At 33.0% G+C, this 16,535-nt stretch carries 12 protein-coding genes; 9 read left to right on the forward strand and 3 right to left on the reverse strand.

Features of this window, described 5'->3' with window-relative positions; translation table 11 throughout:
- Positions 1–113: 113 nt before the first annotated feature.
- Positions 114–2,090: a hypothetical protein gene (locus ACKI3Q_RS07560; RefSeq protein ID WP_407415815.1), complete on the forward strand. Its 1,977-nt coding sequence runs from the start codon at positions 114–116 to the stop codon at positions 2,088–2,090.
- A 33-nt stretch (positions 2,091–2,123) separates the two neighbouring features.
- Here ACKI3Q_RS07560 and ACKI3Q_RS07565 read toward each other — a convergent pair whose 3' ends face one another.
- Positions 2,124–3,107, reverse strand: a complete 984-nt coding sequence (locus ACKI3Q_RS07565) for a homoserine acetyltransferase (RefSeq protein WP_407415817.1) — start codon at positions 3,105–3,107, stop codon at positions 2,124–2,126.
- Between the two features lie 589 nt (positions 3,108–3,696).
- Here ACKI3Q_RS07565 and ACKI3Q_RS07570 point away from each other — a divergent pair.
- Positions 3,697–5,892 (forward strand): CDC48 family AAA ATPase, encoded by a 2,196-nt coding sequence (locus ACKI3Q_RS07570; protein WP_407415819.1) that lies wholly within the window; start codon positions 3,697–3,699, stop codon positions 5,890–5,892.
- Positions 5,893–5,921: 29 nt separating this feature from the next.
- Here the strand turns inward: ACKI3Q_RS07570 and ACKI3Q_RS07575 are convergent, their stop codons facing one another.
- Complete coding sequence (locus tag ACKI3Q_RS07575) at positions 5,922–6,584, reverse strand: PolC-type DNA polymerase III (protein ID WP_407415837.1); 663 nt, start codon at positions 6,582–6,584, stop codon at positions 5,922–5,924.
- A 295-nt stretch (positions 6,585–6,879) separates the two neighbouring features.
- Between ACKI3Q_RS07575 and ACKI3Q_RS07580 the strand changes: the two genes are divergently transcribed.
- The 4 genes from ACKI3Q_RS07580 to ACKI3Q_RS07595 all read left to right on the forward strand — a co-directional run bounded on the left by ACKI3Q_RS07580 (position 6,880) and on the right by ACKI3Q_RS07595 (position 13,610).
- Positions 6,880–9,054, forward strand: coding sequence for a hypothetical protein (locus tag ACKI3Q_RS07580; RefSeq protein ID WP_407415821.1), 2,175 nt, complete (start codon positions 6,880–6,882; stop codon positions 9,052–9,054).
- 374 nt (positions 9,055–9,428) lie between these two features.
- Positions 9,429–10,616 carry a methanogenesis marker 8 protein gene (locus tag ACKI3Q_RS07585; RefSeq protein WP_407415823.1) on the forward strand — a complete coding sequence of 396 codons (1,188 nt, stop codon included), beginning with the start codon at positions 9,429–9,431 and terminating at the stop codon, positions 10,614–10,616.
- Between the two features lie 64 nt (positions 10,617–10,680).
- Entirely contained in the window at positions 10,681–11,955 is a 1,275-nt protein-coding gene (gene thiC, locus ACKI3Q_RS07590; RefSeq protein ID WP_407415825.1) for a phosphomethylpyrimidine synthase, read from the forward strand.
- A complete protein-coding gene (locus ACKI3Q_RS07595; protein ID WP_407415827.1) occupies positions 11,955–13,610 on the forward strand; it encodes an ATP-dependent DNA ligase in 1,656 nt (551 codons plus the stop codon). The genes thiC and ACKI3Q_RS07595 overlap by 1 nt, the downstream gene beginning before the upstream one ends.
- On the opposite strand, the gene ACKI3Q_RS07600 is transcribed toward ACKI3Q_RS07595, so the two are convergent.
- Positions 13,604–14,233, reverse strand: a complete 630-nt coding sequence (locus tag ACKI3Q_RS07600; RefSeq protein WP_407415829.1) for a queuosine precursor transporter — start codon at positions 14,231–14,233, stop codon at positions 13,604–13,606. The genes ACKI3Q_RS07595 and ACKI3Q_RS07600 overlap by 7 nt on opposite strands.
- Positions 14,234–14,349: 116 nt before the next feature.
- Between ACKI3Q_RS07600 and ACKI3Q_RS07605 the strand changes: the two genes are divergently transcribed.
- From ACKI3Q_RS07605 to ACKI3Q_RS07615, 3 genes are all read left to right on the forward strand, one after another.
- Entirely contained in the window at positions 14,350–14,811 is a 462-nt protein-coding gene (locus ACKI3Q_RS07605) for a hypothetical protein (RefSeq protein WP_407415831.1), read from the forward strand.
- Between the two features lie 65 nt (positions 14,812–14,876).
- A complete protein-coding gene (locus ACKI3Q_RS07610; protein ID WP_407415833.1) occupies positions 14,877–15,275 on the forward strand; it encodes an OB-fold nucleic acid binding domain-containing protein in 399 nt (132 codons plus the stop codon).
- Between the two features lie 386 nt (positions 15,276–15,661).
- A complete protein-coding gene (locus tag ACKI3Q_RS07615) occupies positions 15,662–16,129 on the forward strand; it encodes a hypothetical protein (RefSeq protein ID WP_407415835.1) in 468 nt (155 codons plus the stop codon).
- Positions 16,130–16,535: the final 406 nt, after the last annotated feature.

Raw genomic sequence — 16,535 nt, forward strand, 5'->3', positions numbered from 1 at the left:
CTAAAAATAAAAACCTACTTGTAAATAACTTATATTTATTTACCAAATGATAGTTCATCTATCGTTTTTTTAGAATTTATACTCAAAATTTTAAAAAAAGTGAGGGAAAAAGAATGAAATCTAAAACATATGTATTTACAATATTGTTAATGTTTTTCTTAACAGTATCATGTGCATATGCTACTGAAAATCAAACAGCGGATAATACATTGTTATCTAGCCCTGTAGATAATGTAGATTTATCTTCTCCAGTTGATAGTGAATTATTAGGTTCTGCACCAAATAGTATTGGGATAAATTATGAGGATTTAGTTATTAAAGACATAAACTTTACAGGTGATAGAACTAATCTAAATATTGAAGGTTTTAGTCAAAATGGTTTGAATATGTCTGATTTTACTATGTCAATAGTACCTGCTTCAGATTCTTCAAATGTTGATTTGAAAATGCACATACCTGAAGTTAATTATTTAAACATAGATGATCAACTCTTGTTCAAATTCAAAAACCTTGATTTATCTATTTTACCTAGTTCAAATCCATCAAGTCTTGAGTTTTCAGTACTTATGGAAAGTTTAGATTTAATAACTGGAATGAATTATGTAAACTTAACTGACCTTAATTTGTTTTTCAAATCCTTCCCTGAAACTAACGGTGTACAGTTAGATATTGATATAGGTAAATTCATATATAGCAATTTTAATAACACAAGTTTTGACTTTAATAATCTTAACTTTAGAATGGGATTAGGATTAGATGGACAAGCTTTGGCTACATCAGTAATTTTACCTACATTAAATCTCGTAAACAATAATAATAAAATAAATTTAAATGATTTAAATTTAAATATCAAATTACCTGATTTAAAATTATCAAATCTTGATTTATCCATACTCATGTCATATTTCCATTTCGCAAACAACAATGGTACAAACATTGATATGACCGATGTAGATGTATCACTTGAACCTATTTTAAATTCAACTAGTTTCAATTCAATTATCCGTATGGGTACCCTTGACATAATTGGTGTAAATTCTACTGGGGAATTGTTCCCAATGTTAAATGTTTCAAATATAAACTTTGAAAACTTTACTACTGGATTGAACTTGTCTAGTGTTGACTTTACTGGTATTATATCCACTTTAGATATTTCTAAAATGGATTTATCCCGCCTTGTCGACTATTTGAGTTCAGGATTTGATATTAAAACATATATCGATAATATGCCAGATCAATATAAAAGCTCTTTAGACTTTAATGGTATTGATCTTTCTAGTACTGGTTTATCAGATTTAAACATGTCAGGCATTGATATTGGTAGGCTATTTACAAATATGAACTTTTCAAGTATAGAAACAAGTGTTCTTAATTTAAGCGGATTAATTAAATCATTAGGCATTAATATTTCTGACTTAGGTATTGACATGTCAAAATATAATATATCTTCAATCACCTTTTCAGAAATTACTGATATCATAGGTAATGCTGATTTCAATATGTCCGCTATTATGTCTAAGTTAAACTTAACCAATCTTGACTTAGGCGGTCTTGACATAGACAAAATGATAACTAGCTTTAATTTATCAAGCATTGATATATCAAGCATTTTTGGTATTTTCAACTTAACTGGCTTTAATTTAACAGAATTCATAAAAGGATTTGATTTGAATAAATTATTAAAATTATTCAAGAAAGAAAATGCTCCAGATAATGGAACAACTCCAGATAATGGAACAACTCCAGATTATCCTGCTCCAAATTATATGCCTGTTAAAAATACATACTATAATAATGCAGCTCCAAAATCTTACACAGTTACACGCCTCTCAGATAATCAATTAATTTGTAAATCAAAATTATTCATTCTTGAATACTTGAACAAATTATTTAACATGACTTTCATTAATGGACATTTAAAAGTATACATTGATGGCAAGTTAGTATTTGAAGGCGATACAACTGATGATTTAACCCAAGTAATATTTGAAATCATTGATGAATATCTTGGAGAACATGAAATAACCGTAGAATTCACTAACAGTGAAGGAAAATCCAACAAATATAGTGAAAAAGTAATAGTGGAATAATCTTTCACTATTATTAATTATTTTTTTAAAAAATTATAATTTAAATTCCTCTAAAAACTCTGAAAACAAATCAAAAAATAATGAGTAATCATCACTGAAAATAAAATCTTTTCCATCAAAAATAAAAATACTTAGATTTTCAATTATATCCTTAAGGGGATAAGTATCAAATTCAAGGGAAAAATAAACATTTCCTGAATCACTTACAATTAATGTTTTTGCTTTAATATTGGTCAGTTTATCTTCAACATTGTAGTTTAAAATAGCGTCATTTCTAAATTTAATATCATAAATATCTTTAAAGAGACCTTCATCAACGAATTCATCCATAACTCCATCAAGTTCTCTCAAAGTCAAATTTTGAAATATATTCTTTGAATATGTCTGAGAATATAATAATCGGTTAATTGAAACCATGATTTCAGACAGATTTTGACAATAAACATCATCATTATAATAATCATCAGCGGACAAAATCATTGCATCAATAACTTTAGAAATGACATAACGATAACCATTAGTTTTAAAGGAACTATCTCCAATCATTAGAAACTCCATTTCATCAGGATATTCACATGCCCACGTATAAGCTTCATAACCTCCAAATCCTACACCCAGAATACCAAGGACTTTAGTTATGTTAAATTTTTCAGCTAGGAATTTTCTTTTGAAATTCACACAATCTTTAATAGAATATTGGGGAAAATCATATTTTAAATCTGTTGTAGATGGCGAACATGATTCCGGAAATCCTAAAGATGTAATTGAAATATAAAAAAAGTTATAATCAGATAGAATACTGTCCTCACCAATTAATTGAGTTAAATCATAGAAAGATAAACAATCCCCTGATGATCTATGACAGAATATGAAAGCATTAATAATATTGCCCTCATCATCATATTTGGGAGTTCCTTCAGTGGTATACTGTACCTGAACATTATTAATGACACGACCATAATCAAATTTAAATTCTTCCATAGTATATTTTTCATAATTAAATTTAGAATTTACCATCATATCCCCTCATTTAAATCCGTCGAATCATAATGCTTTAGATAAGTTAAGAATTTTTAATTCACAGACATATATTCCAATAATTATAGAATTACCTGTTATCTTCTACCAAATGTTCAGACAAATATGTTAATTCACTTTTTTTAATATTATTATCATTAAAAAAGATATACAATTTAATATTATTGTTAATTATTATATTTTATATCCTATATTAAGTATACCATAGATAACTTGAAAAAAAACTGCCCTGCTTTCTCATTACTCGATGTTACATAATGTTCGTTTTTAGTCGAACAAATATTAAAGTAATAAAAAGTAATTAAATTTTAAAATTAAATATAAAGAAATAAAAATAATTTATTAAATTAAAATAAGAATTAAAAATTTTTAAATTTAATAATAAATAAAATTAAATTAATATTCTATATATAAAGCTTTAAAAAGATGTTTTAAAAAATTTTTATGACCGAAATCTTTATATAGTAAGACTTACACACTATATGTGTCAAAGTTAAACTGACAAGGTTACAGAAAAATGTAGCCAAAATTTCTTATCATACTAATCAAACTTACGGAGATGATAACTATGGCTCAAAATGAAAAAATATTAAAAGTTGCAGAAGCCCTTTCTCAAAGGGAAATCGGGCAAGGAATTGCAAGAATTGATCCTAATATAATGAGCGAATTGGGATTAAACGAAAGAGATATAATTGAAATTAACGGTTCTAAAAAAACAGCAGCTATAGTACTTCCTTCACAAACTGACATAGGACTAGGAGTTATAAGAATTGACGGACTGGTTCGTAAGAACTCCGGTGCTTCAATAGGTGGTGAAGTAACAGTCAAAAAAGCTAAAGCTGTTGAAGCCAAAAAAGTAGTTTTAGCACCAACTGAAGATAATATTCGTGTACAAGGAGATGTGCGCAGTTTATTCATGGGCAAAGTAATGATGAAAGGAGACATAATTGGATCCCAAATCAGAGCTCCAAGGCCAAATACCGGATTCAACAGTCTATTCGATGAATTAATGGACTTTACCCCTGCAATGAGAGAAATAAGATTCGCAGTATTGTCAACCCAACCTGGCGGAATTACCGTTGTCGGACAGAATACTGAAGTAGAACTTCATGAATCCCCAGCAGACGTAAGCAAAATCGAAGGGGTAACAAACCTTGTTGATGTAAGCTACGAGGATGTGGGCGGTCTTAAGGAAGAAGTCAAAAAAGTAAGAGAAATGATTGAAATTCCTCTTAAAAGACCTGAATTATTCGAAAAATTAGGAATCGCACCTCCAAAAGGAGTATTGATGCACGGACCTCCAGGAACAGGTAAAACATTACTGGCTAAAGCAGTAGCTAGCGAAAGTGATGCCCATTTCATATTAATCAACGGACCGGAAATCATGAGCAAATATGTAGGCGGATCCGAAGAGAATCTAAGAGAATACTTTGAAGAAGCAGAAGCAAATTCACCATCAATCATATTTATTGATGAATTAGATGCAATTGCTCCAAAAAGAGAAGATACAAACGGTGAAGCTGAAAGAAGAACTGTTGCACAACTTCTAACATTAATGGATGGTCTTAAATCTAGAGGACAAGTCGTTGTAATCGGTGCAACAAACAGACCGGATTCACTTGACCCTGCACTCAGAAGACCAGGAAGATTTGACCGTGAAATAGAAATCGGCGTGCCTGATGCTGATGAAAGACAGCAAATATTGGAAATCCACACAAGAAACATGCCTGTGGACGAAGATGTTGATTTGGACAAATTAGCAACTACAACCCACGGATTTGTAGGAGCAGATTTGGAATCATTATGTAAAGAAGCCGCAATGAGAGTAGTCAGAAGAATACTTCCAGAAATCAAAAACGATGATGAAGAGATTCCTGAAGAAGTTCTCAAAAAAATCATTGTAACTAACGATGACTTCAAATCAGCATTGAAAGAAATTCAGCCTTCCGCACTTAGAGAAGTTCTTGTACAAGTTCCGGATGTAAGCTGGGAAGATGTGGGTGGACTCGATGAAGCCAAACAAGAACTAAAAGAAGCAGTAGAATGGCCTTTAAAATATCCTGAAAACTTCCAAAAATTAGGCGTGAAACCTCCAAAAGGAATATTGCTCTACGGAATCCCAGGAACAGGTAAAACATTACTGGCTAAAGCAGTAGCCAGTGAAAGTGAAGCAAACTTCATTTCAGTTAAAGGTCCAGAACTCCTATCCAAATGGGTTGGAGAATCTGAAAAAGGAGTAAGAGAAGTCTTTAGAAAAGCAAAACAAACTGCTCCAACCGTAATATTCTTTGATGAAATCGATTCAATAGCCAGTACAAGAAGCGGAAATGACACTGACAGTGGAGTAACAAAAAGAGTGGTCAATCAATTATTGACTGAAATGGATGGTTTAGAAGAGCTTGAAGATGTATCAATCATTGCAGCAACCAACAGACCGGACATTATTGATCCTGGTTTAATGAGGCCTGGAAGGTTTGACAGACACATAAAAGTCGATACTCCGTCAGAAGAAGCAAGAATTGCAATCTTTGAAGTTCACACCAAAAATATGCCTCTAGCAGATGATGTTAACATTAAAAAATTAGCAAAATCAACCGATGGATATGTGGGAGCAGATATCGAAGCCGTATGTCGTGAAGCAGCAATGCTCACATTAAGAAACGATATAGAAGCCTCTGAAATCCCAAATAAATATTTCAAAGAAGCCATAGAAAAAGTAAAACCTGCAAACTATGCAGATGAACAGTTAGTCCAATATATGTAAGGAAGCACCCCACTTCCTTACACCTCCTCCTATTTTTTAGGCAATATTTCATCACTGGACCTTATACTATAACAGTAGTATTGTGCCTTGTATTCAATGAATGGAAATATGGGGTGGTTAACACCATACTTCGGATTATATCCGAAAATATTAATGTATTCTGCCAAATCATTACGTTCTCTTTTTAATGCCTTAGTAACTTCAAATAATGCCTTTGTATCGTCAATAGCTCTGTGGAAATTAACCTCATCAATACCATAATAGTGCACGGCATCAATTAATTTATGAGGATATTTTTTTCTGTCCTTGAAAACAGTGACAGTATCCAGCCAATTCAAATTAGCTACAATTTCATCGGCTTCAGTTGGATAATGTCTTTTAAGCAAAGAATAAATAAATGATAAGTCAAACTGGGCATTATGAGCAACCATCAGTGTGTTTGGAGTCAATCTCTCTTTTAAATCCTGAGCAATGATTTTTTCATCAACCCCCTCATTTTCAAGCATCTCCTCAGTAATACCAGTAATTCTAGTAATTCCATAAGGTAACTTTTCATCAATTTTAATGAATTTGTCATATTCCTCAGTTATTTCACCATTTTCAAGTGTGAACATTGCAAGTTCAATAATTTTACAAAAATTACAATTTAAACCTGTAGTTTCTGTGTCAAAAAATATAATCTTAATATAAATGCCCCCTCAATAGAACTATTTGAAGCCAAATAATATTTAAAAATATTGAAAATTTAATAATAGAAACAAAACAATTTAAAAAAATAATAATTAAAATTAGTAAAAAATAAAAATAGAGAGCATATTTTAATTTATCTAAAATATACGAAACATAGATTTGTATAATATATAATTACACTTCACCAATCAATATTTGGCAATTTTAAACCAACAATTAAAATTAATGCAAGCAACCACATACATTCGGGAACCTTTTTAAATCATAGTAGTGTATAATATATATTACATAATGAAATTGGAGGCGTTAAAAATTAGAAAATTATATCTGTTAGGAATAATCCTAATAATTTTTATAAGTATATCTTGCGTATCTGCAAGCGACAACACAAATACAACACAAAATATGGGTTCGGATATTTCAATTGACAATATATCCATACCTGGAACATATGACGATTTGAATACAGACATTCAAAACCTTCATTCCGGAGATGTTTATAACATTACAAAAGATTATAAGTTTGACTCAAAAGGTCAAACAATAATATTGCAGGACCGCATTATTGTAATTAGTCAGGACAATATTGTAATTAATGGAAACGGTTTTACAATTGATGCCGGAGGATCCCAAAACTTTGCGATATTTAAAGTCCTGGGAAACAATGTAACCATCAACAATCTGAAATTTGCAAACAGTGAACCCAGCACCATTATGGGTCCCACCATTTTTGACAATTGCCGTTACCAAAAGGTTTTAAGTCCAATATGCTGGGAAGGAAATGATGGTACAATAGAAAATTGTAATTTTTATAACAATTGTGCCGTAAATGGAGGATCAATAAGCTGGACAGGAAACAACGGAAAAATAGACAATTGTCAGTTTATCAACAGCACCGCAAGAGGAGTAGGTGGCGCATTATACATTGGGGGAGCAAATAATACTATATCCAATTGTATAATGATTAATTCCACTTCACAATTATCCGGAGAAGCAGTATATATAGACCGCAATCGTAAAAACATTACATTTACAAATTTTACATGCCCCAACGAACTTCAGATTATTGATGGAGTAGCATTTAATATTGATGTGAATTATCTTTTCTATTCATATAAGATTCCTGTATGGGGTAATATATCTACAGGGAATAGTTATGAATTGAATGTTATTCCTTTAATATACAAATCTATTGTGTGCGGTGGTTTAAATAATATCGATGATGATTTTAATTATTTTGCTCAATATTTTAATGAAACTGATGATTTCATTTTGAATTTTGCTGCATATGAGGAAATATCTGATTATGTTTATTTGGACAAATTTTACAAAGATATGTTGAACTTTAAAATAGATTGGATTGAATCATTCCATATTGATATGCCTTCCCCACCTGTTTTTCACTTTGGTTTTGATTATCTTAAATCAATGTCTTTTTCAAACATAACGGATTTCAATCAGATTTTTGATTGTGTACTTCATGAAAACTATAAATTCAGCCTTACACAAAATCTCATCGGTTTTGTTCATGATGTCTATGATTATTCTGAAATTTCTTCGGTTGACGGATGGGATCAATGGTTTGACACAGATAAAGGTACTGATATCTTTGTAAATAATTTTGAAGTTATTTTTACAGACAAGATAACTGCCGCATCTGATGTTTGTTGGAGACCAAATATATCCGGTTTTGATTCAATTATTATAATGGGTAACGGTTCAACAATTGATGGTAATTCCAAAGATGACCATGGTGAGAAAAAATGGGTTGAAATGGCCGGTGACCCCAATACCATATTTGCGGCTTATGATTTGACTGTTAAAAACTTCAACACGGCGGTTGAATGTTTTGCAGGGCAATGTTATTTCAACAATGTTCGCTTTGATAGCAATCGTATGGACTATACATTTGAAAGGGATTGGGGTGCCGCAATTATAAATACCGGTGTTATAATATGTGATAACTGTACTTTCGCAAAAAATTATGCGAAAAATGGTGGTGCAATATTTAACCAAGGACATCTGTTTTTAAACAATTGTACATTCCGGGAAAATACGGCATATGGAAAAGGAGATAATGTCTGTGTAGGTGAAGGAGGACATACATACATTAACGGTAAAAATATCTTGAGCGACACAAGCATTGTCTATATTGCAGAAAGCATATCCATAGGAGAAAGTACTATAATGTGTGTACTTGCTATAGCATTAACAATAACTGCAGCTATTGCTGCGACAGTAGTTAGCGGCAATCCATTTGTAGGAGCAGCTGTAGGAGGAGTTGTAGGTACGGTAATGGGTCTTTCCACTGCAGGAGTGATTATTTCAGAAACTTATGACGCTAATTATGATAGGACGGACATTTGTCTGTGTGGTGTTATAGTAGGTGCTTCTATAGGCATGCTAAGTGGAATTCTTGCATGTGAAGTGAGCATAAACATAGGTGTAGGAGCCGGAGCTGTAGTCGGATAAATCATCCATTGAAGAAATAATTATTATTATTTCTTCTATTTTATTAATTAGAAAAAAGGTGAAAATATGGGAGAAAATGATGAAATGTGGATACATATAATAGGAATTATCTTTTCTGGGGACGAAAAAACAGATAATCTTGAAAATGAAGTATCATGACATATCGCCTGTAAATGAATTGGAAAATGGAATATGCACAATTTTAATGAATATGACTTTTTGGAAAGTTTCAAAAATGACCATATCCTTTTAAGTTTTGTGCAATTCCCCAATATTTAATTACTATCACCATTAATGAAAATTTTTTTAATTTTACCAATCCTTTCTGAAATAATGTATGAATCATTGGATACTTGTTAGAATCCTAACCCAAAATGAATGGATTCTATGACACAGTTATTTCCAAGATTTTCAATTTCAAGCCAATTGTAATTTTGGCAAAAAACAGAAACTTACTTGAAATTAACCTGGATGAATTAAAGATTCCCATAACTGCTGCAATTAATATCACAGCACTTAATTTTTCATATTCCTGTAAGCAGCATAGCCATATTCACTGCCGATGCAGAAACCCCTGCAGCATAATTCTTCGGCATAGTTATTATATGATGAAATACCAACAATATAATAGTAGTTGGAATCATATTAAAATTAATAGCTATTGCAATACTTTTAAAAAAATGCAGATGATACAAAAGAGGGCTGAAGGTGAAAATATGAAAGACAGACATGTTATAGAAGCACTTGGAAAAACTGAAGTAGTAATAGAAAATGGTGAAGTAGTATCCGTTGGAGAGCCATTGGTTGAATACTGTCCGATTTTTGATAAAATTGACAATGCAAAAGAGCTCAATAAAGATTTTATCAAATGGAATATAGAAAAAAGAATCCGTGAATTCGGTATGTGTACGGCCGAAAGAATTGTTAAAATGCCTGACATGATGTCATTTGGTATTTCTGAAATTTTAAAAACCAACAAGGAACTTGGTTTGATTGACTGTGTTGTCGGCGTTTGTGAAGGTGTTGGAACATTATTAATAACCGATCCGGAAATCATCCAGGGTGTTGGAGGCAGGGTTTCAGGACTGGTCAGTACTACACCAATTCCAGAAGTTATCGAAAAAGTAGGTGCTGAAAATGTCATAAATCCCAAAACTGCTGAATTAAATCCAGTAAAAGGATTGGAAATGGCTATTGAAAAAGGCTTTAAAGATATTGCAATTACAATTTTGCCTTCAAAAGAGATTGCTGAACTTCGCGAATATCCTCTTCCGGAAGACGTTAATATTTATCTTTTTGTAGCACACACTACAAATGCAACAGACGATGAAGTTGAAACTGCATTTAAAAATGCCGATGTAATTACAGCCTGTGCATCAGGTAAAGTAAGGGATTATGCCGAAAAGGAAAAAGTATATTATTCAGGTTCAAAAGTACCCATATTTGCAATTACTCCAAAAGGTAGAGAATTTTTAGATAATAGGCTTGAAAAAATAGGTAAAGCATCAACAATAAATGATTACCCATTAGATTTGGAAAAACACCCAAATCCATTAATTTAAAAATAATTAAATACTTAGATAAACATAATTATCATAACATAAGTTAATTTGAATGAGGGGTATATTGACTCAAAAAAGCGAAGCGATTAAAGGCAACATCACACAGGAAATGAAAGATGTTGCAGAAAATGAAAACATTGAAGTTGACAAACTGGCTAGATTAATAGCAGATGGAAAAGTTGTCATTCCAAAAAATATCAATAGCCATGCAAAAGCCTGCGGTATTGGTGAAGGCCTTACCACCAAAATCAATGCAAATATAGGATCATCCAGCAAAATTGATGATTTGGATTTAGAAATCAACAAGGCAAAATTGGCCGTTGAATATGGTGCTGATGCAATAATGGATTTGTCAACAGGTTCTGATTTAAAGCTGTTCAGACAGAAGATAATGGATGCAGTTGACGTCATTATCGGTACCGTTCCAATTTATGAAGCAGGCGTCGTTACACTGGCCAAAAACAAGGAAATCGTGGATATGGACCCTGACGATATTTTCAAAGCCATTGAAAATCAGGCCAGGGAAGGAGTTGACTTCATGACACTTCACTGCGGAATTACAAAGGATTTAGTTTCCAAACTTGAAAAGCAAAAACGTATGATGGGAATTGTTAGTCGCGGAGGAACATTTATGGCTTCATGGATTAAACATAACGATTTAGAAAATCCATTATACGAAAATTATGATTATCTTTTGGAGCTTTCCTACGAATATGACATCACATTGTCATTAGGTGACGGGTTAAGGCCAGGCTGTTTGGCTGATGCAAGCGATATTCCCCAAATTCAGGAATTGGTTAACTTAGGAGGCCTTGTCAAAAGAGCCCAGAATGCAAATGTTCAGGTCATGGTAGAAGGGCCGGGACACATGCCTATGAATCAGATTAAAGCCAATATGGAAATTCAAAAGACAATATGTCATGGAGCACCATTTTATGTTTTAGGACCACTCGTCACTGATTTGGCTCCGGGTTATGACCACATCACCTCTGCAATAGGCGGAGCAATAGCTGCAAGCAGCGGAGCAAACTTCTTGTGTTACGTAACCCCTGCAGAGCATTTATCACTTCCTTCACTTGAAGATGTGAAAGAAGGAGTAATTGCATCCAAAATCGCTGCAGAAGCAGCAGATGTTGCAAAAGGCCTTCCTCAATCATGGATTAGAGAGCGACAAATGGCAAAGGCCAGGAAAGAATTTGACTGGGAAAAACAGTTTGATTTGGCATTTGACAAGTCAAAGCCAAGACAATATCGTGACAAATGTGAACTTGACGATGATGAAATGTGTGCAATGTGCGGAGAATATTGTGCAGTAAAAATAGCAAAAGGCGATTTCTAATGAAATATCAAGAATTAGTGGATGTATACTCAGCTTTGGAAGCTACAACAAAACGACTTGAAAAAACTGACATTATTGCAGAGTATCTGAAAAAATTGGATGCTGATACCATTGGAAAAGTTGGATTACTTCTGCGTGGAGGAGTTTTTCCGGCATGGAGTTCAGAAGAAATTGGTATCGGAGCAAAACTGGTTGAAAGAGCTGTTGCAGAAGCTGTTGGAACAACACAGGCAAAAGTTGAAGATGCCGTTCGTGACGAAGGAGACATTGGCCTTGCCTGCATTAAACTGTATGCCAACAAGTCACAGATGACATTTTTTTCACAGCCACTGACCATTAACTTCGTTTTTGACAGTCTGCGCAAACTATCAAAAATAAGCGGCTCACGCTCCACTAACCGTAAAATTTCCATTATTCTTGAATTATTGTCACAGGCTTCAGCTACAGAAGCCAAATATTTAACCCGTACAATTACTGAAGAGCTAAGAATCGGCGTAGGTGACGGAATTGTCCGTGATGCAATAGCACAGGCATTCGACATCGACAAGGCAATTGTCGAGCGAGCACAGATGCTGACAAATGACTTTTCAGTTGTTGCGAGAACTGCCCTTTTGGAAGGAGCCGAGGGATTATCAAAACTTAACCTGACGCCAGGAACGCCAGTCAAACCAATGCTTGCACAGTTGTCACCACCGATTGCTGAAATCATTCCTGAAATGGGAACTGCGATTTGTGAAACAAAATATGATGGAATCAGACTGCAGGTTCACAGAAACGGGTCAGAAATTAAAATATTTACACGAAGACTGGAAAACATCACACATGCACTTCCGGAAATCGTTGAGCTTTTTGATGAATATCTGCCTCATGAAGACTATATTGTAGAGGGAGAGGTTATTGCTACCCGTGACGGCAAACCATTACCTTTCCAGAACATTCTGCACAGAGTCAGACGTAAATACAATGTGGAAGAGGCAATGGAAAACGTTCCGTTAAAATTATATCTTTTTGATGTCTTATATTATAAAGAACCGATGATTGATGAACCTCTGATGCTAAGGCGTGAAACATTAGAGGAAATTGTCGATACAGATGTAGACGAGATGAATTTAAGTACCATGGTTATCGGTACACCAGACAACATTGATGAAATAGAAGAGCTATTCAATTCATCCATTGCTGCCCATCACGAAGGAATAATGATTAAGGATGCTTCAGAACCATATATTCCTGGAATTAGAGGTAAAAAAATGCTTAAATATAAGGCAGAGCCTGAAACTTTGGATATGGTTATCGTTGGAGGAACCTATGGAATAGGTAAGCGTGGCGACTTTGTCGGATCTTATCTAGTGGCATTAAGAGACGAAAATGATGAATTCAAAACAGTGGCCTATGCTGCAACAGGCCTTGATGATGCTACCCTGGAATATTTAACCAAAAAGATGAAAGAAATAGAGATTTCAACAAAAGGCCGTGAAATTGTCGTTGAACCAAAAATCGTTTTGGAAATTGCATTTTCAGAAATTGTTGAATCCCCAGAATATGAAACCGGCTATTCAATAAGATTTCCTGTGGTTAAAAATATCAGAAAGGATAAAGGCCCACAGGATGTCGATACGGTTGAAAGACTACTTTCAATGTACGATGCTCAATAGTCAAGGCTTTTTACCTTTGAAATTACAATTTTAGTCAATGGATAGACAATGATTTCATATACTGTCTTGAACAATGCCTGAACAACAATCATCATAACCAATGCACTCAGAGGCATCAGTCCCCAGAATCCTATTATAATAAAAATCAATGCATCACAGCCTTCTCCAATTAATGTGGAGAATATGCACCTGAAAAACAGCTTTTCTTCAGATTTTGACTTTAGATAAACCATCACTTTTGCATTTAAAATAGAACCTACAATATATGCCGCAAAACTGGCTATCAATAACCTTGAAGTCGAACCCAAAACAATGCTGAACGCTTCACTGCCTTCAAAAAATGACGGGGCAGGTAGCCAAATTGTAATGTTATAACAGATTACTGCAATCAGATTCATGAAAAAACCTAAAAGAATAATCCTTCTTGCTTTTTGATAACCATAACATTCAGCCAAAACATCGTTTACAATGTAAATAATTGGAAAAATAATAACTCCACAGGGAAGAGTAAAAGAAAAAAATTCAAAGGTTTTACCAGCAATGATATTGGATATAATAAGTGATGCGGTGAAAACACCAGCAAGAATTGCATATAACTCACTTTTAGTCAAGTCATCAAACATGTTAATTAATTTAGTTATTTTATCTTAAAAATATTGCCCATTAGAAAATGCAATGAAAAATATTAATCCCAAATTGTTAAAAAAGTTTAAATAGATTAATGCAAATATTTGATAACATGGAGTGTATAAATTGTGATAACTACTATGATGAAGACGTAGAAGATGAATGTCCATACTGCGGCGTATCAAAATATGCCGTAAGATGTGAAAACTGCGGAGACATAATTGACATAGACAGCGAATGCTGTTGCGGACGCAGTTTAGACGATTTGGAAGAAGATGAAGATTGCGACTATTATGATCCTTATGAAGAAGAGGAAGATGATGAAGAGGATGAAATAGATTATGGGGATGACATCTGTGAAAACTGCACATACTGGCAAGCCCATCCACAAGGCTATGCCCATGGAATGATTTGTCAAAGAACCGGGCAAAATACTGATCCCGATGATTCCTGTTCAGACTTCAGCAAAATGTTTCACTTTTCAAACTACGGCGAAGAAGGCCAATACAGTTTTGTCGACACAGAGCAAGTAAAGCAAAGAAAACTGAATTATTGGCGCAACAGAAAATTCTAAGTCAATGCAATATTACTCTATGAAATACTATCTAATTTATTAATACCAAAGTTAAATCAAAATCCATGGATATTACAGATGACAAATTATTGAAAATTGCCTTAGTCACTTCTTTAATAGGATTAATCGGACTAATAATTTTTACACCATCAATTGAAGTTAAAGAGGTTAAAATTGAAGACATAAATCGTGGAATGATTGATGAGGAAGTCAGCATTAATTGTGTAGTAAGTGATGTGAAATCCTCTAAAAGCGGAAGCAGCTATTTTTTAACAATTAATGATGGGACCGGACAAATGCCTCTGGTAATTTTTGAAAGCCAGATTGCACAGATGCAGACAAATAACCTGGATATTAATGATTTTAAGGATAAAAAGATTAACGTTGTCGGAAAGATTACCGAATACAACAATCAAGTGGAAATAGTTCTATCAAGCGGAGACAGCATAAGAATTCTCAGCTGAATTAAATGCGATTAAAATGAAAATATGAATGATTAAAATAATAGTCCCCAATATAAATATTCAAATAATTAATTATATATTTAAAATTATTAGTAGCAAATTAAAAAATATTAAATTTGAATTGTATGATACCCATATATTACCATCAATATTGGAAGTGTTTAAAACTTCACATTTAAGCCCGATAGACTTGCAGTATTTGAATTGCTCATTACTATATGAAGATGCACTAACGCATTTACCAGAAATTAAATTAATGTTTAATTCTGCTTGTTTTACGAATTCAATAATGAAAGTAAGTACTTACATTCGAAAACATATATAACATATTTTTTACATAGACTAATTAGAGATTAATTTCTAATAAACGAATTAGGAGAAACAACATGAAAAAAATAAGTTTAATTACAATCTCTTTATTAATTTTTGTATTCGCCATCAGCTGCGCTTCTGCAGCAGATCCTAATGTAGATATGACTAATAACACAGACATAGGCAATACAATTGACATTGCCGATGTACAGAATGTTGATTTCAATATTAGCTCTGAAGACAATTCATCTTCAAATATTGAACCCCTTGAAAACGACACAGGTATTTCGAGCGAACTAAACATTACCGGACCGAAAATTCAACCAAACGAACTAAACATTACCGGACCGAAACCCTACGATATTGAAATTCCCGGCCCGAAAATTCAAGTAAACGAAAACAGCAATACGAAAACAGACTCTATTGATGGACTCGGGATAGCTGAAATAGCTATAGGTACTGCAGGAATAGTTACAGTAACTCCCATTCTAATAGCTACTTCAGCAGTGATGTATATAGGCGAACTCTTTGATTGGTGGTAGAAAACAGGATGGAAAAAATTTCATTATCAACTATGAAGAAAAATAACTTCAAAAGAACAAAACTTATGTTAAATGTTTTTTTAAACATTTAATATTCTTTTTTTATAAAAATTTTTTAATTTAAAAAAAAAATTACCTGCCTTGAATCAGAAATTACTAAATCAAAGTGTAACAGCAGATGTTTTAAACCAGTATTTTAACTAAAAGATTTATTCAGCTTGTTTTACGAATTCAATAATGAAAGTAAGCACATACATTCGGAAACATATATAACATATTTTTTACATAGACTAATTTGAGATTAAATTTCTAATAAACGAATTAGGAGGAACAATATGAAAAAAATAAGTTTAATTACAATATCTTTATTAATTTTTGTATTCGCCATCAGCTGCGCTTCTGCAGC

Source organism: Methanobrevibacter sp., assembly GCF_045636185.1.
Classification (GTDB): domain Archaea; phylum Methanobacteriota; class Methanobacteria; order Methanobacteriales; family Methanobacteriaceae; genus Methanocatella.